Raw genomic sequence first — 18,436 nt, 5'->3', positions numbered from 1 at the left:
ATAATGTTTTATGATAATTGGTTTTTCATTTAATATATCCTAAAGCCTATCCTGCTCAGATGTCTTTTTGATGGTCTTGGCATTTTTGACAGACTGGTTTCCAAAGTTGAATTTCAATGAAAGGGTAAAGCCTTGGGTATCTGTATAGTCCTGAAAGTAGTTATCCTGATTGGCATATTTGGTAACAATCTTTTGGCCTGTTGTTCTAAAAATATCACTAACGATTAAGCTTGCTTCTAATCTTTTATTAAAAAACTTTCGGTTCATTACAAAATAAGCAGACCACGCACCGGAAATCTTGAAAGTTCCCTGTATTGATGGAGAATAATAACGATGTCCCATTTCCATTTTCCAATCACTATTTTTATCTAAAGTGAAGCTTGTAGAAATATTAGATTCCCAGTTCCAAACCTTATTCTTATACAGCATTCCGTCAACGCCCTTGAAATAGTTTTCATTGTGTTCCAGATTTTCAGACAGAATGATATTCCACCAAGGTTTCACCTGAAAGTTTTTATACAAACTTAAACCGAAAGCCTCACCTTTTTCAATATTGGTAAAATGATAGATCAAACTATTGGTCTCTGGTTCCTGATATGAAATTTCCATAGACGGGAATAGTTCTTTGCGATAGTAAAAATCCAGATTCCAGTTTTTCCATGAATAGGTTAGATTAAGATTATGAGTAATGGTTGCCTTTAGTTTCGGGTCACCCTGATAGTATGAAAAGAGGTTATAATAAGATTTTGCGGGATTCAGCCATGAATATGATGGTCTATTGATACGCTTGCCATACGAAAACCCGAACTCCTGCTTATTTTCTGTGGTATATTGAGCATAGAAAGTAGGAAAAAAGTTCCAGTAATTATTTTTGTTTTGATCGTATGGTTCAGAAACAATACCTTCAAGATCTGTCATTTCTGCACGAAGTCCTCCTTTAAAATTCCATTTTCCAATATTGTAGGAAAGTGAGGAATACAGAGCAAAATTATGTTCTTTATAATCAAAAACACTGCTTTTCTCAGGCCTGTATTCTAATATTCCATTTTGATTATCAGAAAAATCAAGTTTACTATTGGTCTTTACAAAACTATATTTTGTTCCGGACTCAAATTCTATCTTATCGCCTTTCCACTGATAATCTATCTGAGTAGAATACAGTTGTACATCCGCTTTATTTTGGGTCATGAAGTTATCTTCTTTAGGAGGCTGACCGGCAAAGTTTAAATGGGTAATTACGTTCTGATATTTACTGGCATTATTCCCTGTAAAGTAATTGGTCCAGGATAAACTGCTCTTTTTATTCAGCTTCCTGTCTATCTGGAAGCTGACTGAATTATTAATAGAGCGGGAATCATGATCATTAAGAGTTCTATAATCAGACTCAATAACATCCTGATTATTATAAATCAAGGTAGGCACATCATACGTTCCATAGGACTTTGGGGAAAAATACCCTGAATAGTTGAGGCTTAGGTTGGTCAAACTGTCCAACTCATATTCCACATTAAAATTCAGGGTATTCTGGTTAGTGTTTTTATCCTTCCTATTCATTGTACTCATCCATCTGGTCTGACTTTCGGGATAATTAACATAGTCAAACCCTTGTCTATAATAAGTTCCCATCCCTTTGTAATAGCTTCCCATAATGGAAAATTTATCCTTTTTATAATATTGAGATAATCCAAAAACAGCCTTTGCATACTGAGTCTGAACATATTTTGAAGACAAAATGCCACGATAGCCTTCAATCTTGTTCTTTTTCATAATAATATTCAGAACCGAACTTCCTGAGGCCTCATATTTTGCAGGCGGGTTAGTAATCACTTCTACGGACTTCACCTCATCTCCCTGAGTATTCTCCAGAAGGTTCTTAAGTTCATCCCCTGTCAACATCACTTTTTTATCATTAATGGTCACCAAAATTCCTGTACTACCTTTCACTGCGAGTACATTATTATTGGCAGTAACGCCGGGGGTATTTTTTAAAATTTCCCATGCATTCAGTGATGAAATATTGCTGTTTTCCACATTAAATTCCAGACGATCTACTTTTCGTTTCACCAATGGCTTTCGTTTGGTCATTACAACCTCTTCAATCTCTTGGGATTCTTTTTTAAGAATAATTTGCAAGGCTTCTGGTTTTTCAAGATCCAGTTTTTTTTCAAATAAAAAATATCCTTCATTTTTCACTACCAGTTTTATATTCTCTCCAAAAATATCCTCCAGGACAAATCCACCCTTAGCATCAGTTTTCAGTTCTTTGATTAGTTTATTCTGTGAGTCATACAGCTCTATTCGTGCCGATGAAACCCTTTCATTATCTGTGTTCACAACTGTTCCTGCTAGTTTTTGTTTCTGGGCAAACGCCAACATTGGAAAACACAGGAAAAGAATAATTTTGTTCATGATTATATTTTTAAAGAATGGAGCAAAACAGTATGTATTCTTGTTTTACGAAGCAAAATTCCATATTGAGCAGGAGAATTTCGGTTAACGAAAGGTTAATGATGGGTTAACGCATTTTCCTCCATCAGGAAGAAAAAATGTAAAGCGAAAAAATCAGGTTAATGAAAGGTTAATAACAAAATACAACATCAATAAAATGGTTAAATCTTTATCTTTGTTATCAATGATTTCCAAAAGTAAAAATCTTCTATTTCTTTTTACAGCCCTATTCCTACTTCTGTTAGGAATACAGGTTTATTTTATGTATAAAACCTATCAGGTAAAGGAAAGAGACATTTACAGATCCGTAGACGAGGGACTTAGCAGCTACGCAGATAAACTGGAAAACATTCATGATGCCAAGGAAATGAAAAGTGACTCTCTACAGAAGATCATTATTCAGTATTACGAAAAAGAGATCAGCCAAAAGGAGTTCATCTACCATTTTATAGAAGACAGAAAAGCTTCCAGAGAAAGGCTTAGCAATTATATCAACAGTCGCCTTAAAAAAGATGGATATAAAATTTCTGCAAGAATTCAATACACCTCTATCATTCACCTTCCGGACAGTGCTAAACTGATTGATCATCCCATTATTATTTTCGAAACAAAAAACAAGGTAAAAAAACCTAAAATCACCAGTACCGGAACCTGGAGAACCTCTTCTACCAAGGAAGTTAAAGGAAAAGAAACGACCAGCGAGAGGGAAACATTCTTTGTGAAGAGTCAGACTGATTTTGAGGTTGATAATATAAAAAGTCTTGTTTTCAAGGAACTTGCGTTATTGATCATTTGCTGTGTAATTTTATTAGCAAGTGTTCTGCTTCTGTATATCTTCACCATCAGAAACCTCATCAGGCAACAAAAGCAGGTAGAAGTTCTCCACACTGTTGTAGATAACATTTCTCATGAGTTTAAAACCCCGATCGCTACCTTAAAAATTGCTTCCAAGACTTTAAAAAAGGGCTGGAATGCAGAAACACTACCCCTTATTGACCGGCAAATTGCCCGCCTTGAAAGTTTAATGCTGCAGCTTCATAAAGATGAAATACCCGATGAGGTGGTTGCAGTACAGCCTGAAGACTGGGATTTTTTCATTCAGGATTTGGCTTTTACGTATCATCAAATAGATTTTAAATTTGAAAATAAAGTTTCCGAAAAACTACCCTTTGACAAAAACCTAATGGAAACTGTCATTAAAAATCTTTGTGAAAACAGTATCAAATACGGCGCATCTTTTGTGAAAATAAATACCAATACTTCTACCCAAAATCTGAATATTGAAATTTCTGATAATGGCCAAGGGATGGAAAGCAAAGAGCTAACAAATATTTTTGAAAAATTCTACAGAATACAGTCCAATAACATTCATAACAGTAAGGGGCTTGGGCTGGGACTTTATTTTGTAAAAAAAATAATCACAACCTATAATGGTAAAATAGAGGTTTCCAGTAAACCTGGGGCCGGAAGTATTTTTAAAATAACCATTCCTTATGAAAACTAAGATCCTATTAGCAGAAGATGATTCGGATTTCGGAATGATCCTTAAACAATATCTTGAACTGGAAGATTTTGAGGTCAGCTGGTTTCAGAATCCTGAAGATATTATTGAAATTCTTTCCTCCGATTTCCCTTTTCAGATTGGGATTTTAGATGTGATGATGCCTAATATTGATGGCTTCTCTCTTGCCAAAATGATTCTCAAGGAAAAAAACAATTTTCCTGTTTTATTTTTAACAGCAAAGAATCAGAAAATCGATAGGTTAACCGGATTAAAGATAGGAGCGGATGATTATATAGCCAAGCCATGTGATCCCGAGGAACTGGTTTTAAGGATTAAAAATATTCTGAAAAGAACCTCTCCTCCAATTACTGAAATTCAGATAAAAATCGGGCAATATTTGCTGGATACTCAAAAACTTTCACTTTCCCATCCTGCGGGGAATATACGTCTTACTGTTCGGGAGCAGGAGCTTCTTTTATATTTACTGAAGCACAATCATTCCATGATAACAAGGGATGAAATTCTTGATAATCTTTGGGAAACCAATGACTATTTTACGGGCAGAAGTCTGGATGTATTTATCAGCAGATTGAGAAAATATTTCAGTAATGATGAGGAAGTAAAAATCCAATCCCTTAGAGGAATTGGATTTGAAGTTGATTTTCCAACAAATTAATCTTAAAAAGAAAGATTCACAATCACCGGAAAATGATCTGACGGATAAAGGAGATTCTCTCTTCTGTCATTGATATGTCTGTGAGATCTTATCTTAAAGTCTTTTGTAAAAATATAGTCAATCCTTTCTTTTGGAATCTCATTTACATTAAAGGCCGTAAAGGTTCCTACAGGTCCATAATGCTTGGTTTCCGAATGGTAAAAGGTATCTTTCATATTTTGAGAAAGGATTTTTACAGGTTCTGTATCCTCTGTCAGATTAAAGTCTCCGCTTAATGTTACAGGCAGGTTTCTCGGATTAAGCTCCTTTATTTTTTTAAGGATCAATTCAGAGGATTTTACTCTTGCAACATTTCCAATATGATCAAAATGAATATTCATGGCAAGAAATTCTTTCTTTGACTTTTTATCCTTGAAGATGGCATAGGTGCAGATTCTATTCAATGCAGCATCCCACCCTTTTGATGGTTTCTCAGGTGTTTCAGATAACCAGAACGTCCCCGATTTTACCACATCCAATCTGTTTGTATTGTAAAAAATAGCAGAGAACTCTCCTTTTTCCTTACCATCATCTCTTCCCACCCCAATATAATCATAGTTTTTTAATCCGCTTTTGATATCTTTCATTTGTTCGGGAAGCGCTTCCTGAACTCCGAAATAATCAGGGTGATAATAAGTGAGTAAATCGGAAACATCCTGTTTTCTTTCCGGCCATGCATTTTCCTTATCAGATGCAACGTTAAGCCTGATATTAAAACTCATCACTGTAAGGTCCTGTGAAAATCCCAATGCAAAAAACATAAGGAATACGATTGAAAGTCTGAAATTCATAGTCTATTTTATCAATTTGAGACAAAAATAAGACTTCCCTGTGACAGAGAAGTCTTATTTACATCATTATATTGTTAAATTATTGCAGATTTTAAACCTTGCCTTAATCTAGTTTGATTTCTTTGCTTTAATCATAGCCTCCAATGCATCCCACATTTCACTTGGGATTGCTTCAAGCATGTTAAATTCTCCGGCCCCCTGAAGCCATTCGCCACCATCAATAGTTACCACTTCCCCATTCATATACGCTGAATAATCTGAAACAAGGTAAGCAGCAAGGTTAGCCAACTCCTGATGTTCTCCTACTCTTCTCAAAGGAACTTTTTTCTTCATATCAAATTTTTCCTGAAGATCTCCCGGAAGAAGTCTGTCCCAAGCCCCTTTTGTAGGGAATGGTCCCGGAGCAATTGCGTTGAAACGAATTCCATATTTCGCCCATTCTACAGCCAAAGATCGGGTCATTGCCAAAACTCCAGCTTTTGCACAGGCAGATGGCACTACATAAGCAGAACCCGTCCACGCATAGGTTGTTACAATATTAAGCACTGTTCCTGGTGTTTTAGAATCTATCCAATGTTTTCCTACAGAAAGCGTACAGTTTTTTGTTCCTTTTAGAACAATATCCAAGATAGAATCAAAGGCAGAATGGGTTAGCTTTTCCGTTGGAGAGATAAAGTTTCCGGCAGCATTGTTTAATAGGATATCAATTTTACCAAACTCCTTTATGGTAGCTTCTTTCATTGCTTCCACCTCATCCCAGTTTCTTACATCACAAGCAACGCAAAGAACTTTCCCACCTGTTTCATCTTCCAGTTCTTTTGCTGTAGTCTGTAGTTTTTCAAGGTTTCTGGAAGTGATTACCACATTGGCACCCAATTCAAGGAAATATTTGGTCATTGCCTTTCCAAGACCGCTTCCTCCTCCCGTTACAATCGCTACTTTATCTTTCAGTGCACCTTCGCGCAACATTGGCTGTGTATACATGCTCATAATTTAATTATTTTAATAAATATATAATATAAATTCTACAGGCTGTAAAAGATTCCTATAGAAAATCAATGATACTTTGTATGTAAATTTAATATAATTATTCTTCCCGTCATTTTTTTAAATTATGCAGGAGATAGTAATAAGAAAAAAGCCGTTTCAAGCATGATGAAACGGCTTTTAATTACTATTGAAATATGAGTTATGAAGTAACTGTTCCTTTAAAAGAAAGTGTTTTAGGTGTTTTGCTCTCGCTGGTTGTAACATTCACCGTTTTCATGAATGGGCCTGCAGCTGCCGCATTGTAGCTAGCTTCTACAAATCCTTTTTTCCCAGGCTGAATAGGCGTTTTAGTATAATCTGCTGTTGTACATCCACATGAAGGAGCTACATTTTGTATAATAATTGGTTTTGAACTTGTATTGGTAAATTCAAATCTGATAATTTTTGGTTTTCCCTGAGGAATATTACCTACATCTATAGATTCTGATTTCCATTTGATAGCATCAGCAACTCTATTTACGATTGAAAGAGTATCTCCTGAAAATACATTGGCATAAAATGGAGAGAAAGCCAAAACTGCTAAAACTGCTGTAATTTTTAATTTTTTCATGAGTATAAATTTTAATAGTTAGAAATAATAAAGAAAACTGTTATTCTCGTTATGATATCACAAATGTAAAGCACGTAAGCCTTACAACTTGTTAACTGCTATCAAACATTTGTTAACAAGTTGTTAATGATAAAAGATTAATAGATATTTTTGGATAATATTGTTCTGGAAAATGAAAATCAAAAAACTCAATATCATCATTACGCTGGGGTTTATAGCTATTATTGGAATTTTAATAGCCCAGCTGATGTGGACTCGCCAGGCTTATAATCTTGAAGACAAGAAATTTGATCAGAAAGTGAATATTGCTTTAATGGAGGTAGCAGAAAAACTATCCGGAGGAAAAAATTCTTTTACTGAAAATCCTGTTCAGAATATTGCCAATGATTATTATGTGGTTAATATTAACAATGAGTTTCACCCTGTAGTTCTTGAATATTATCTGAAAACAGAATTCACCCGTTTTCAAATCAATACCGATTATGTGTATGCACTATATAACTGCCACAGTGATAAAATGATTTATGGAAAATATATGACTACCCATCAGGAAAGTCCAAGTAATAAGGTGATCAATTTTCCAAAACATAAAAACCTGATCTATTATTTCTCTATACGTTTTCCAGACAAAACCACGTATCTGATCAGTTCACTAAGATTCTGGTATTTGCTTACATTTGCCCTTATCATCATTCTTTTGGTATATGTTTATTCTATCTATACAATCATTCAACAGAAAAAATTCTCGGAATTGCAGCGTGATTTTATTAATAATATGACCCATGAATTTAAAACTCCCCTATCATCAATCCTTTTAGCATCAGAAGCACTTAACAAGCAGGAAGCAGTAAAGGAAAACACTAAGCTTCAAACCTATACTTCCATCATTATTGATCAAAGTTACAAGCTTAACAGCCACATTGAAAAGATCTTGAATCTTGCTAAAAATGATGCTTCGGGAATGTCATTAAAGCCTCAAAAAATCATACTTCTTCCTTTTATTCAGGAGATTGCCGATGCTATGCTGCAAAAAGACAAAGACCTCAGCATTCAAATAGAAATTGACAACAGTGCTTCAATAATGGCTGATGAATTTCACTTCACCAATATCATTTATAATATTTTAGATAATTCCATTAAGTATTGTGAAGCAAAGCCCACGATTGTCATTTCATCCTATAAAGATCCAAAAGGATTATATTTAAAATTTAAAGATAATGGAATAGGTATTCCTGCTAAAAATATTCCTCATATTTTTGAAAAATTTTACAGGGTAAATACTAAAAGAAGTGAAGAGGTGAATGGGTTTGGATTAGGATTATTTTATGTAAAGAAAGTTGTTCAGCAGCATAACTGGAGAATTTCCGTTGAGAATAATGCAGACACGGGAATTACCACAACCCTCTTTTTCCCGTTTTAAATTGAATAAGTATGGAGAAATCTAAAATTTTATATGCAGAAGATGACGAAACTATCGCTTTCCTGATACAGGACAGCCTGGAAACTTACTATGACATCAACTGTTATTCGGATGGAAAATCTGCCCTTGAAGCATTTAATATTCAAAGTTTCGATATTTGTCTGCTGGATATTATGATGCCCGAACTAAACGGATTTGAAGTGGCTGAGCAAATCCGCAGTAAAAACGCTGATATTCCTATTATTTTTATTTCCGCCAAAGCTTTAAAAGAAGATCGTATCAAAGGTCTCAAAATAGGAGCTGATGATTATCTGGTAAAACCATTCAGTATAGAAGAACTGATTTTGAAAATTGAAGTTTTCCTGAAACGTTCAAAGAAAACGAACGTCCATTCTTCAAACTATAAGGTCGGGAAGTATAACTTTGATCCCCAAAACTATACTTTGCAGGAAGCCAACCATACGATTAGCCTTACCCAAAGAGAATCTGAACTGCTTTTATATTTTATCCGCAATAAAAATACAGTCCTGAAAAGACAGGATATCCTGAAAGCCATTTGGGGCGATGATGACTATTTTATGGGACGAAGTCTGGATGTATTTATTTCCAGATTACGAAAAGTTCTGGCTGATGAACAAAATATACTGATCGAAAACCTGCATGGAATAGGTTTCCGCTTTTCTGAAAAAAATAAATATTGAACAAATTCTAGCTAAAATAAAACAGCAAATGATGATTTTAATTAATTTTAATCTTTGAAAAACTACCATTAATGAAAAATCACAGAACTACTGTTTTTCTGTTTCTTTTATTTTTGAGCCTACATTATAAAGCTCAAAAATTTGAAAAATTAATACAATATGTCAATCCTCTTATTGGGACTGAAAAAATGGGACATACCTATCCCGGGGCCACAGTACCCTTTGGAGCTGTTCAGTTAAGCCCTGAAACAGATAGCATTTCCTATGAACTTAACGGCAAATATAATGGTGAAGTTTATAAATACTGTGCAGGGTATCGCTACGAAGACAAAACCATTGTAGGCTTTAGTTCTACTCACTTTAGCGGGACGGGACATTCTGATTTGGGAGATTTCCTCATCATGCCTACGGTTGGAAAACTTCAACTTAATCCCGGAACGTCTTCTCATCCTGAAAATGGCTACAGAAGTAAATTTACTCACCAAAATGAAACAGCAGAAGCCGGGTACTACAAAGTAAAACTTGATGACCATCATATTTTAGCAGAATTAACGGCAACCACAAGAGTTGGTGTTCATCGTTATACTTTCCCCAAGTCAGATCAGGCCCATATTATTTTGGATTTGATGGCGGGCATTTACAATTATGATGGAAAAAACGTCTGGACCTATGCTCGCGTAGAAAACAATAACACCATCACAGGATACCGACAAACCAATGGATGGGCAAGAACCAAAACGGTTTATTTTGCCATGAAATTTTCAAAGCCATTCAAGTCTTATGGCCAGAAAAACTATGATGAAAAGCAAGTTTATAAAGGATTTTGGAGAAAATTTGATCAAACCAAGAACTTTCCGGAAATCGCCGGCAAGAATCTGAAAATGTATTTTGATTTTGACACTCAGGAAAATGAGGCCATTGAAGTTAAACTTGCCATCTCACCCGTAAGCCAGGCCAATGCCATGGAAAACCTTGAAAAAGAGGCAGGAAGTCTATCTTTTGATCAGGTGAAAGCGATGGCACAGGAAAATTGGAACAAAGAATTAAATAAAATTGTCATTAAAGGTTCCGAATCCGAAAAAACTAATTTTTATACGGCTATTTATCACACCTTTATCAATCCTACAGTTTATATGGATGCTAATGGAGAGTATAAAGGTTTGGATCAAAATATTCATAAAGCAAATGGTTTCACCAACTATACCACATTCTCCTTATGGGATACTTATCGGGCACTACATCCATTTTTTAACATCATCCAGCCCAAGCGAAATAACGATATGGTGAGATCAATGATGGCTCACTACGATCAATTTTCCATGAAAATGTTACCTATTTGGTCACATTATGCCAATGATAACTGGTGCATGAGCGGCTATCATAGTGTAAGTGTTGTTGCAGACGCCATTATCAAAGGAAATTATAATGGCGATCCTAAAGAAGCCTTGAAAGCCTGCGTAGAAACTGCCAACAAAAGAGATTATGAGGGCATCGGGCAATATATTGATCTAGGTTATATTCCTGCAGAAAAAAATGGAACATCAGTTTCAAATACCTTAGAATATGCCTATGACGACTGGGCTATTGCTCAATTGGCAAAACATTTGGGAGAGACAGAAATATACAATCAGTTTATCAAGCGTTCTGAAAACTGGAAGAATAACTTTGACAAAACAATAGGTTTCATGCGCCCAAGGCTGGCAGATGGAAGCTTCAAAAAGGATTTTGATGTATTGAGTACCCACGGACAAGGCTTTATTGAAGGAAACTCCTGGAACTACAGTTTCTTTGTTCCTCACAACCCTGAAGAGCTTATTCAGCTGATGGGAGGCAAAAAGAAGTTTGCTTCAAAACTGGATGAACTGTTTTCCATGCATTTGTCTGACGAATTTTTCGCAGATACAGAAGACATTACAAGAGAAGGAATCATTGGTGGATATGTTCACGGAAATGAACCGGCACACCATGTAGCTTATCTTTATAACTGGGCAGGGCAACCCTGGAAAACTCAATCACAGATCCGCCATATTCTTGAAATGCAATACAAGGCAACTCCTGACGGATTGGGAGGAAATGATGATACCGGACAAATGAGTGCGTGGTATATTCTGAGTTCCCTTGGTTTTTACCCTGTTGCACCGGGTTCAGAAGACTATTCCATCGGTAGTCCTGCTATTGATCATGCTGTTTTAAACCTTGAAAACGGAAAGATTTTTGAAATAGAAGCCATCAATCAAGGTCCTAAAAATGTATATGTTCAAAAGATTCTTCTCAATGGAAAAGTGATTAAAGATTTCACATTGAAACATTCTGAAATTATGAATGGAGGAAAACTTACGTTCTATATGGGAAGCAAAGCGAAGAAGTAAAATATTCTCGCAGATTTTGCGGATTTAGCAGATGATTGAGTTTTAAAATCTGCGTAATCTCCTAGATCTGCGAGATATAAAAATAAATTTTAGTTAAACCCAGTAGAAGATTTTAAAATAAAAGAGCGGGCTAAAGCCCGCTCCTATTGATTTATCATAATAATCTCAAGTTAATTCGAGACTATATTCTTCAATTTTGTTTTACTAATCTCTTGCTTCAAAAAGTAATCTTTCTCCGAATTTCTCTTCAGCAATTTTCCCATTATCATATACCAAATGGCCATTTACAAAAGTATGGGTAACTTTAGAATGGAAACTCATTCCCTCCAACGGGCTCCAACCACATTTGTAAAGTAAATTCTCTTTGGAAACAATCCAGTTTTCATTTAAATCTACCAACACAAGATCTGCTTTATATCCTTCTTTTACAAACCCTCTCTTCTCTACCTTGAAAAGAATGGCTGGGTTGTGGCACATCTTTTCCACAATTTTTTCAAGAGAAATTTTACCATTCTGATAGTTTTCCAGCATCACAACTAATGAATGTTGTACCAATGGTGCTCCTGATGGGCATTTTGTGTATACATTCTGTTTTTCCTCTGCTGTATGTGGTGCATGATCTGTGGCAATTACATCAATTCTGTCATCAAGAAGGGCTTCCCACAAAGCATCTTTATCTTTTTGTGTTTTTACGGCAGGGTTCCACTTAATTAAGCCTCCCTTCGTTTCATAATCTTCATTGGTGAATGTTAAATGATGAACACAAACCTCAGCGGTGATCTTTTTATCCTTCAAAGGAATATCATTTCTGAAAAGCTCCATTTCCTTAGCGGTAGAAAGATGGAAAACGTGCAGTCTTGCTCCTGTTTTCTGAGCCAGTTCAATAGCCTTGGAAGAAGATTTATAGCAAGCCTCTTCACTTCTGATCAAATGATGAAACTTAACAGGAATATCTTCGCCATATTCATCAACATACTTTTGAGTATTGGCTCTAATAGTAGCTTCATCTTCACAATGAACTGCAATCAGCATTTGGGTATTACTGAAGATATTTTCTAATGTTTCAGGGTTGTCAACCAACATATTTCCTGTGGATGAACCCAGAAATAATTTAATTCCCGGAACATTTCTAGGATTCGTCTTTAAGACCTCCTCAAGATTATCATTTGTTCCTCCCATCATAAAACCATAATTCGCATAAGCTTTATGGGAGGCTATTTCATATTTGTCTGCTAATAATTCCTGAGTAACAGCATTAGGAACAGTATTTGGCTGATCGATAAAGCTGGTTATTCCTCCCGCAATAGCTGATCTTGATTCAGTTTCAATATCACCTTTGTGCGTTAAGCCCGGATCACGAAAATGCACCTGATCATCAATTACTCCAGGCAGAAGATACTTTCCGGAACCATCAATAATCTGATCTGCCCCCTCAGAAATACCGGAAGCTATTTTAGAGATTAAATCATTTTCTATTAAGATATCGCTCTCAAAGACTTTTCCTTCGTTTACGATGTTTACGTTTTTGATAAGGGTTTTCATTTTACTTTTTAGAAATTATAGATTAGATACTGGAAACTAGAGAAATTTTTAAGTTAAAAATGGAATTACAAAATTCTAACTTCTAATATCTAGCTTCTATAAATAGCAAAATTAAGGTTTATGAATGAATTTTGATATCACTCGTAATAAATCAATTTCTAAATATTTACATTTGCATAAAAATTTTCGAATTGTATAAGAAATTATTCGGGCAAACAGCGGTATATGGACTTAGTTCTGTATTGGTCCGTATTTTCCCTTTTATTATCGCTCCGATTGTCACAAAAGCTTTCGGACCTGCTGCTTCGTCACCGTTTGTAGACTGGTATTCCATTGCAGGAGTAATTACTGTATTACTTACTCATGGTATGGAAACCTCTTTCTTCCGATTTGCACAGGAAGATAATATAGACAAGAAAACACTGATTTCCACATGCTCGGTAAGTATCATCAGCATGGGGCTCATTTATCTTATTTTGGGATATGTATTCAGGTTTCAGCTGGCAGAGGCCTTTGAAACTCCGGATCAGGTCAACTACCTGATTATTTTCCTGTTTATCCTATCACTGGACGCTTTCTCAACAATTCCGTCAGCCATACTAAGGCTTCAGGGCAAACCTTTTAAATATATGTTTTCAAAGGTAGCCGGCTCGGTGGTTTACTTCCTTCTTGTTTTGTTCTTTATCAGATGGCTCCCTAATCATCCGGAGGGAATATTAGGTTTAAAATACAATCCCGATTTTGGTGTTGGGTACGTTTTTATAGCCAATCTGATCCAAAGTATCATTACTCTTTTAATTGTTGGAAAAGAATTTTTAAGCTTTAGCATTTCAAAATTTGATTTCAGCTTATGGAAGAGAATTATGAATTATTCCTGGCCGGTTATGATTGCCGGGTTAGCAGGTATTGTCAATCAAACTCTTGACAGACAATTTTTAAAATATTTACTCCCAGAAGAAGAAGCACGCCATCAGATTGGAGTGTACGGAGCTGTTTATAAAATAGCAACCTTTATTACTGTTTTCAGACAAGCTTACCAATTGGGTATTGAACCTTATTTCTTTTCCAGTTTTAAGAACAAAGATTCTCATAAAACGTATGCTGTTTTGATGGATGTTTTTGTCATCTGCAGCTGTATTATTTATATGGGTCTTATGGTGAATCTTCAATGGATTTCAGAAAAATATTTAAGAAATCCGTTGTATTATGAGGGGATTGAAATCATTCCGTTCGTAATGCTTGGGGCATTATTCCTGGGTATTTATCTTAACCTTTCTATATGGTATAAACTATCTGACCAGACAAGAGTAGGTTTGTATATATCCGTAATCGGAGCATGTATTACCATTCTTATCAACTTCCTTTTCATTCCGGAGTATGGGTATTGGGCAAGTGCTATGGCTGCATTAATTACTTTCATGTCCATGATGATCATTTCCTATGTATGGGGGCAGAAGCAGTATCCTATTCATTATAATACTGGAAAGATATTAATGTATTTAACTTTTACCATCGCTTGTTCATTACTATCTTTTTATGAGTTCAGAACCAATTATCTGGTAGGAAACCTTCTTTTGGTACTCTTCTTTTGCCTGGTAGCTTTCAAGGAAAAAGCCATCCTATCTAAAATTATAAAGAAGTCCTAGCATTTGGTCCCTCTTTTGATACCTATTAAGCTTAAAAAAATACGAAACAAACCATTAAGCATGATAAGTATTACGTTTTCAAGAAACGTTTTTATTATTATATTTAATGAAAAAATAACCTACATTTAACAAAAAAACATCTTTATATCATCTATGAAAATTATTGTTCCAATGGCTGGACGTGGTTCCAGATTACGTCCACATACACTTACAGTTCCTAAACCACTTATTCCTATCGCAGGAAAACCTATTGTACAGAGATTGGTGGAGGATATTGCTAAAGTTGCAGGAGAAGAAATTGAAGAGGTAGCTTTTATCATTGGAGATTTTGGAGCTGAGATTGAAAAGTCTCTTATTCAGATTGCCGAAAAATTAGGAGCAAAAGGAAGCATATATTATCAGAATGACCCTCTTGGAACAGCACACGCTATCAAATGTGCTGAACAATCTATGCAGGGAGATGTGGTGATTGCCTTTGCCGATACCCTATTCCGTGCAGATTTCCAACTGGATAAAAATTCAGATGGGGTAATCTGGGTAAAAAGTGTAGAAGATCCATCTGCATTCGGAGTCGTTAAATTAGACAACTATGGTTTCATCACAGATTTTGTGGAAAAACCACAGACTTTTGTTTCAGATCTTGCCATTATTGGTATTTATTATTTCAACAGCGCTGAAAAGCTAATGGATGAAATTAATTATATCATGGAAAATAATATTAAAAATGGTGGAGAATATCAGTTGACCACTGCCCTAGAAAACTTAAGAGCAAAAGGAGCCAAGTTTACCTTAGGAAAAGTAAACGACTGGATGGACTGTGGTAACAAGAATGCTACGGTAGAAACCAACAGCAAAATCCTTGCATACGAAAAAGAAGAGATGACTCATTTTCCAGCTTCAGCGGTGATTGAAAATTCTCTAATTATTCCACCATGCTTTATTGGAGAGAATGTAAAAATCTCTAATTCTAAGGTAGGACCAGGAGTTTCATTAGGAAATAATACAACGGTTGTCAATTCTAATATTGAAAACTCCCTGATCCAGGAGAACACGAGAATCAATCATGGTAACCTTTCCAACTCAATGATTGGTAACTCTGCACAATATTTCGGAGTGGCCAGAGAGATTTCCCTGGGAGATTACTCTGTTTTAGATTTTCTTTCTAAATAAGTAAAATCAGAATTTATTTAACTTAAACAAGATATAACCAAACCACACAAAAACGTTTTGTGTGGTTTGGCGTTAATATTGCTCCGTACTTTTAATTGAAAAAGATAAATACATGAAAAATTGGATCCCACTCCTTTTATTGCTTCTTGCCTTATCATCCTGTAAAACCCGTAATGCTGTGAAAAATGGTACGGGAAGTACAAAGGATAGTATTACAACCGCAGAGGACAACAAAAATCCAAAAGACGTAAACCAACCGGTGAGAGACAAACTTACCTTTTACGAACATGTATTGATCCCGCCAAAATTTGAACAAATCAAAATAGACAGTAAGGTGCGTGTAGAAACAGGCAGCTTTGTACCAACACTTGATGCTACCATCTACATTGAAAATGATAAAAAGGTCTGGATGAATCTAAGAGCCTTATTCATTAATGTAGCCAGAGGGATTGCCACACCGGAGGGAATAAAAGGACAGGATAAAACCAGTAAAACTTATATCGACTCTGATTTCGATTACCTGAACAATCTACTGAATGTCAACTTCATTGACTATAAATCACTGGAAAAAATTCTATTAGGAAGAACTTTCGTAAAGATCAGCGATTCGCAATTTACCTTAACTCAGAACGCACAGGGTTATAAAATGGCGTCCAATGTAAATCAGAAAATTGTAACCGATGAAAAAACCAGAGAGTATAAAATTGCCCTCCAGTACGACACCAATTATGATCTGCTAAGCGTCAACCTAAAAGATGTTTTATCCCCGGATGAATTGGAAATATCTTATAGCGACTGGAATGAATACAACGGAATACGACTTCCTCAAAATGTTAAAATAATTATAAAAGGCTCAAAATCTAGTCAAATTTTACTGGAAAATACGAAATTTGACTTTTCGAGGATGGAAACACCTTATTCTGTACCATCCAGTTATAAGAAAATAGAGATTAAATGATTAAAAAATTTAGCTTTTTAATAGGTGTTCTTATGTTTGGACTGCACCAGGGACAGCAGAAGAAAGAACAGCTGCAGAAGCAGAATGCCGAACTTAAAAAACAAATTGCACAAATAAATACAGATTTAGCTAAAACCAGAAGCGAATCTAAACTTTCCATAGCCTATCTTACCAACGTTAATCAAAAGCTGGTCTTAAGAGAAAAAGTCTACAATAATACTCAGAAAGAAAAGAGATTTATTGAAGATGATATCTATCTGCGTCAGCTTGAGATCAACCGTCAGAACAAAGAATTGGCTGTTCTTAGAAAGAATTACGCTGAGGTTTTGGTAAATGCTTATAAAAATAAAGGGGTACAGAATAAAGTAACCTTCATTCTTTCTTCTAAAAACCTAGGTGAAGCCATTCGAAGAGTACAGTATTTAAAGCAATACGCAGACTATCAGGATAAAAAAGCGGCAGAAATTTCTGATGCTGCTAACCAGATCAAAAAATCAATCACCCAGAAACAAAATTCTGTAAAGGAGAAAGAAAATCTTTTGGTAAACCAACAGAAAGACTTAGCAACAATCAATACAGAAAGAGCTCAGAAAGAGCAACTGGTAGCTGACTTTAAAAAGAATGAATCAAAGCTTACTGCTGAACTGAAACAAAAACAGGTTCAATCTAAAGCCCTTGAAGGCCAGATCCGATCAATTATTGCTGAGGAAATCAGAATAGCTAAGGCCGAAGAAGAAGCCAGAAGAAAGGCAGAGGCAGAAAAAATACGTTTAGCTAAAATAGCCGCAGAAAGAGAAAAAGCAAGAATTGAAGCGGAAGCCAAAGCAAGAGCTGAAGCACTTGAAAGAGAAAGAAAAATAGCGGAAGCTGAAGCTAAGAAAGCGGCTGAACTGGCTGCAAGAAGAGCGGAAGAGGAAAGAAAACGTAGTGAAGAAGCTGCAAGAGCAGAAGCCAGTGCTAAAGATGAAGCAAGAAAACTTGCGGCTAAAAAAGCATCTGATGAAGCGGCTGCAAAAGCTAGAGAAGCAGCTGAAAAGCTGACTGCTGCAAGAGCGGCAGAGGCAGCTCTTAACAAAAGAAAAGAAGAAGATAAAAAAGCAGCAGAAACTAAAGCAATGACCAATTATGGTGTTTCTACATCATCTGGAAATAGCTTTGCAGAAAACAGAGGAAGATTAGGCTACCCTACAGACAGAGCCGGCCAGATCACTCACCGTTTCGGTAGACAGCCACACCCGGTTTTCAAAAATATTACCGAAGAAAATAACGGAATAAAAATTTCCGTACCATCAGGTACACGTGCAAAATCTGTGTATCCGGGATCTGTATCTTCTGTATTAGCAAATAATGATGGTACAAAAACGGTCATCATTAAACATGGAAGTTACTTTACAATTTATTCCAACCTGGGAAGCGTAAGTGTTTCCAAAGGACAGCAGGTATCTTCAGGCACTCCGGTAGGAACCGTAGCACAGGATTTTGACGGGGCCTATACTCTTGATTTCCAAGTATGGAACGGAAGTACACCGGTTGACCCACTCGGTTGGATTGCATATTAAAAAAAGTGTAACT

The 18,436-nt window shown here is 35.8% G+C and carries 14 protein-coding genes; 9 read left to right on the top strand and 5 right to left on the bottom strand.

The window, feature by feature from the left end; genetic code table 11:
- Positions 1–39: 39 nt before the first annotated feature.
- Positions 40–2,409 carry an outer membrane beta-barrel family protein gene (locus C7D53_RS19860; protein ID WP_106918141.1) on the bottom strand — a complete coding sequence of 790 codons (2,370 nt, stop codon included), beginning with the start codon at positions 2,407–2,409 and terminating at the stop codon, positions 40–42.
- Positions 2,410–2,605: 196 nt separating this feature from the next.
- On the opposite strand from C7D53_RS19860, the gene C7D53_RS19855 reads away from it, so the two are divergent.
- Entirely contained in the window at positions 2,606–3,952 is a 1,347-nt protein-coding gene (locus tag C7D53_RS19855) for a sensor histidine kinase (protein WP_106918140.1), read from the top strand.
- Complete coding sequence (locus C7D53_RS19850; RefSeq protein ID WP_106918139.1) at positions 3,942–4,628, top strand: response regulator transcription factor; 687 nt, start codon at positions 3,942–3,944, stop codon at positions 4,626–4,628. The genes C7D53_RS19855 and C7D53_RS19850 overlap by 11 nt, the downstream gene beginning before the upstream one ends.
- Positions 4,629–4,630: 2 nt before the next feature.
- Here the strand turns inward: C7D53_RS19850 and C7D53_RS19845 are convergent, their stop codons facing one another.
- The 3 genes from C7D53_RS19845 to C7D53_RS19835 all read right to left on the bottom strand — a co-directional run bounded on the left by C7D53_RS19845 (position 4,631) and on the right by C7D53_RS19835 (position 7,058).
- Positions 4,631–5,458: an endonuclease/exonuclease/phosphatase family protein gene (locus C7D53_RS19845; protein WP_106918138.1), complete on the bottom strand. Its 828-nt coding sequence runs from the start codon at positions 5,456–5,458 to the stop codon at positions 4,631–4,633.
- A gap of 108 nt (positions 5,459–5,566) precedes the next feature.
- Positions 5,567–6,448, bottom strand: a complete 882-nt coding sequence (locus C7D53_RS19840; RefSeq protein ID WP_106918137.1) for an SDR family oxidoreductase — start codon at positions 6,446–6,448, stop codon at positions 5,567–5,569.
- 199 nt (positions 6,449–6,647) lie between these two features.
- On the bottom strand, positions 6,648–7,058 hold the full coding sequence (locus C7D53_RS19835; protein ID WP_106918136.1) for a DUF1573 domain-containing protein: 411 nt from the start codon (positions 7,056–7,058) through the stop codon (positions 6,648–6,650).
- Between the two features lie 172 nt (positions 7,059–7,230).
- Between C7D53_RS19835 and C7D53_RS19830 the strand changes: the two genes are divergently transcribed.
- The 3 genes from C7D53_RS19830 to C7D53_RS19820 all read left to right on the top strand — a co-directional run bounded on the left by C7D53_RS19830 (position 7,231) and on the right by C7D53_RS19820 (position 11,548).
- Positions 7,231–8,478, top strand: coding sequence for a sensor histidine kinase (locus C7D53_RS19830; protein WP_106918135.1), 1,248 nt, complete (start codon positions 7,231–7,233; stop codon positions 8,476–8,478).
- 11 nt (positions 8,479–8,489) lie between these two features.
- Complete coding sequence (locus tag C7D53_RS19825; protein WP_106918134.1) at positions 8,490–9,179, top strand: response regulator transcription factor; 690 nt, start codon at positions 8,490–8,492, stop codon at positions 9,177–9,179.
- A 71-nt stretch (positions 9,180–9,250) separates the two neighbouring features.
- A complete protein-coding gene (locus tag C7D53_RS19820) occupies positions 9,251–11,548 on the top strand; it encodes a GH92 family glycosyl hydrolase (RefSeq protein WP_106918133.1) in 2,298 nt (765 codons plus the stop codon).
- Positions 11,549–11,752: 204 nt separating this feature from the next.
- On the opposite strand, the gene C7D53_RS19815 is transcribed toward C7D53_RS19820, so the two are convergent.
- Positions 11,753–13,090 (bottom strand): dihydroorotase, encoded by a 1,338-nt coding sequence (locus tag C7D53_RS19815; protein ID WP_106918132.1) that lies wholly within the window; start codon positions 13,088–13,090, stop codon positions 11,753–11,755.
- Positions 13,091–13,281: 191 nt separating this feature from the next.
- Here C7D53_RS19815 and C7D53_RS19810 point away from each other — a divergent pair, with 191 nt between their 5' ends.
- From C7D53_RS19810 to C7D53_RS19795, 4 genes are all read left to right on the top strand, one after another.
- On the top strand, positions 13,282–14,736 hold the full coding sequence (locus C7D53_RS19810) for a lipopolysaccharide biosynthesis protein (RefSeq protein WP_106918131.1): 1,455 nt from the start codon (positions 13,282–13,284) through the stop codon (positions 14,734–14,736).
- Positions 14,737–14,889: 153 nt separating this feature from the next.
- Entirely contained in the window at positions 14,890–15,906 is a 1,017-nt protein-coding gene (locus C7D53_RS19805) for a sugar phosphate nucleotidyltransferase (protein ID WP_106918130.1), read from the top strand.
- Positions 15,907–16,018: 112 nt separating this feature from the next.
- Positions 16,019–16,864 carry a DUF4292 domain-containing protein gene (locus tag C7D53_RS19800; protein ID WP_106918129.1) on the top strand — a complete coding sequence of 282 codons (846 nt, stop codon included), beginning with the start codon at positions 16,019–16,021 and terminating at the stop codon, positions 16,862–16,864.
- On the top strand, positions 16,861–18,423 hold the full coding sequence (locus tag C7D53_RS19795) for a M23 family metallopeptidase (RefSeq protein ID WP_106918128.1): 1,563 nt from the start codon (positions 16,861–16,863) through the stop codon (positions 18,421–18,423). The genes C7D53_RS19800 and C7D53_RS19795 overlap by 4 nt, the downstream gene beginning before the upstream one ends.
- Positions 18,424–18,436 lie beyond the last annotated feature (13 nt).

The organism is Chryseobacterium aurantiacum, assembly GCF_003020585.1.
GTDB classification, from domain to species: domain Bacteria; phylum Bacteroidota; class Bacteroidia; order Flavobacteriales; family Weeksellaceae; genus Chryseobacterium; species Chryseobacterium aurantiacum.
Note: the sequence above shows the minus strand (reverse complement) of the source record. Positions and strands in the feature narration are given on the sequence as shown.

Coding starts and splice junctions, on each gene's coding strand:
- C7D53_RS19800 (WP_106918129.1), top strand. CDS start 16,019: ATGAAAAATTGGATCCCACTCCTTTTATTGCTTCTTGCCTTATCATCC.
- C7D53_RS19815 (WP_106918132.1), bottom strand. CDS start 13,090: ATGAAAACCCTTATCAAAAACGTAAACATCGTAAACGAAGGAAAAGTC.
- C7D53_RS19850 (WP_106918139.1), top strand. CDS start 3,942: ATGAAAACTAAGATCCTATTAGCAGAAGATGATTCGGATTTCGGAATG.
- C7D53_RS19795 (WP_106918128.1), top strand. CDS start 16,861: ATGATTAAAAAATTTAGCTTTTTAATAGGTGTTCTTATGTTTGGACTG.
- C7D53_RS19835 (WP_106918136.1), bottom strand. CDS start 7,058: ATGAAAAAATTAAAAATTACAGCAGTTTTAGCAGTTTTGGCTTTCTCT.
- C7D53_RS19840 (WP_106918137.1), bottom strand. CDS start 6,448: ATGAGCATGTATACACAGCCAATGTTGCGCGAAGGTGCACTGAAAGAT.
- C7D53_RS19805 (WP_106918130.1), top strand. CDS start 14,890: ATGAAAATTATTGTTCCAATGGCTGGACGTGGTTCCAGATTACGTCCA.
- C7D53_RS19820 (WP_106918133.1), top strand. CDS start 9,251: ATGAAAAATCACAGAACTACTGTTTTTCTGTTTCTTTTATTTTTGAGC.
- C7D53_RS19830 (WP_106918135.1), top strand. CDS start 7,231: ATGAAAATCAAAAAACTCAATATCATCATTACGCTGGGGTTTATAGCT.
- C7D53_RS19825 (WP_106918134.1), top strand. CDS start 8,490: ATGGAGAAATCTAAAATTTTATATGCAGAAGATGACGAAACTATCGCT.
- C7D53_RS19860 (WP_106918141.1), bottom strand. CDS start 2,409: ATGAACAAAATTATTCTTTTCCTGTGTTTTCCAATGTTGGCGTTTGCC.
- C7D53_RS19855 (WP_106918140.1), top strand. CDS start 2,606: ATGGTTAAATCTTTATCTTTGTTATCAATGATTTCCAAAAGTAAAAAT.
- C7D53_RS19845 (WP_106918138.1), bottom strand. CDS start 5,458: ATGAATTTCAGACTTTCAATCGTATTCCTTATGTTTTTTGCATTGGGA.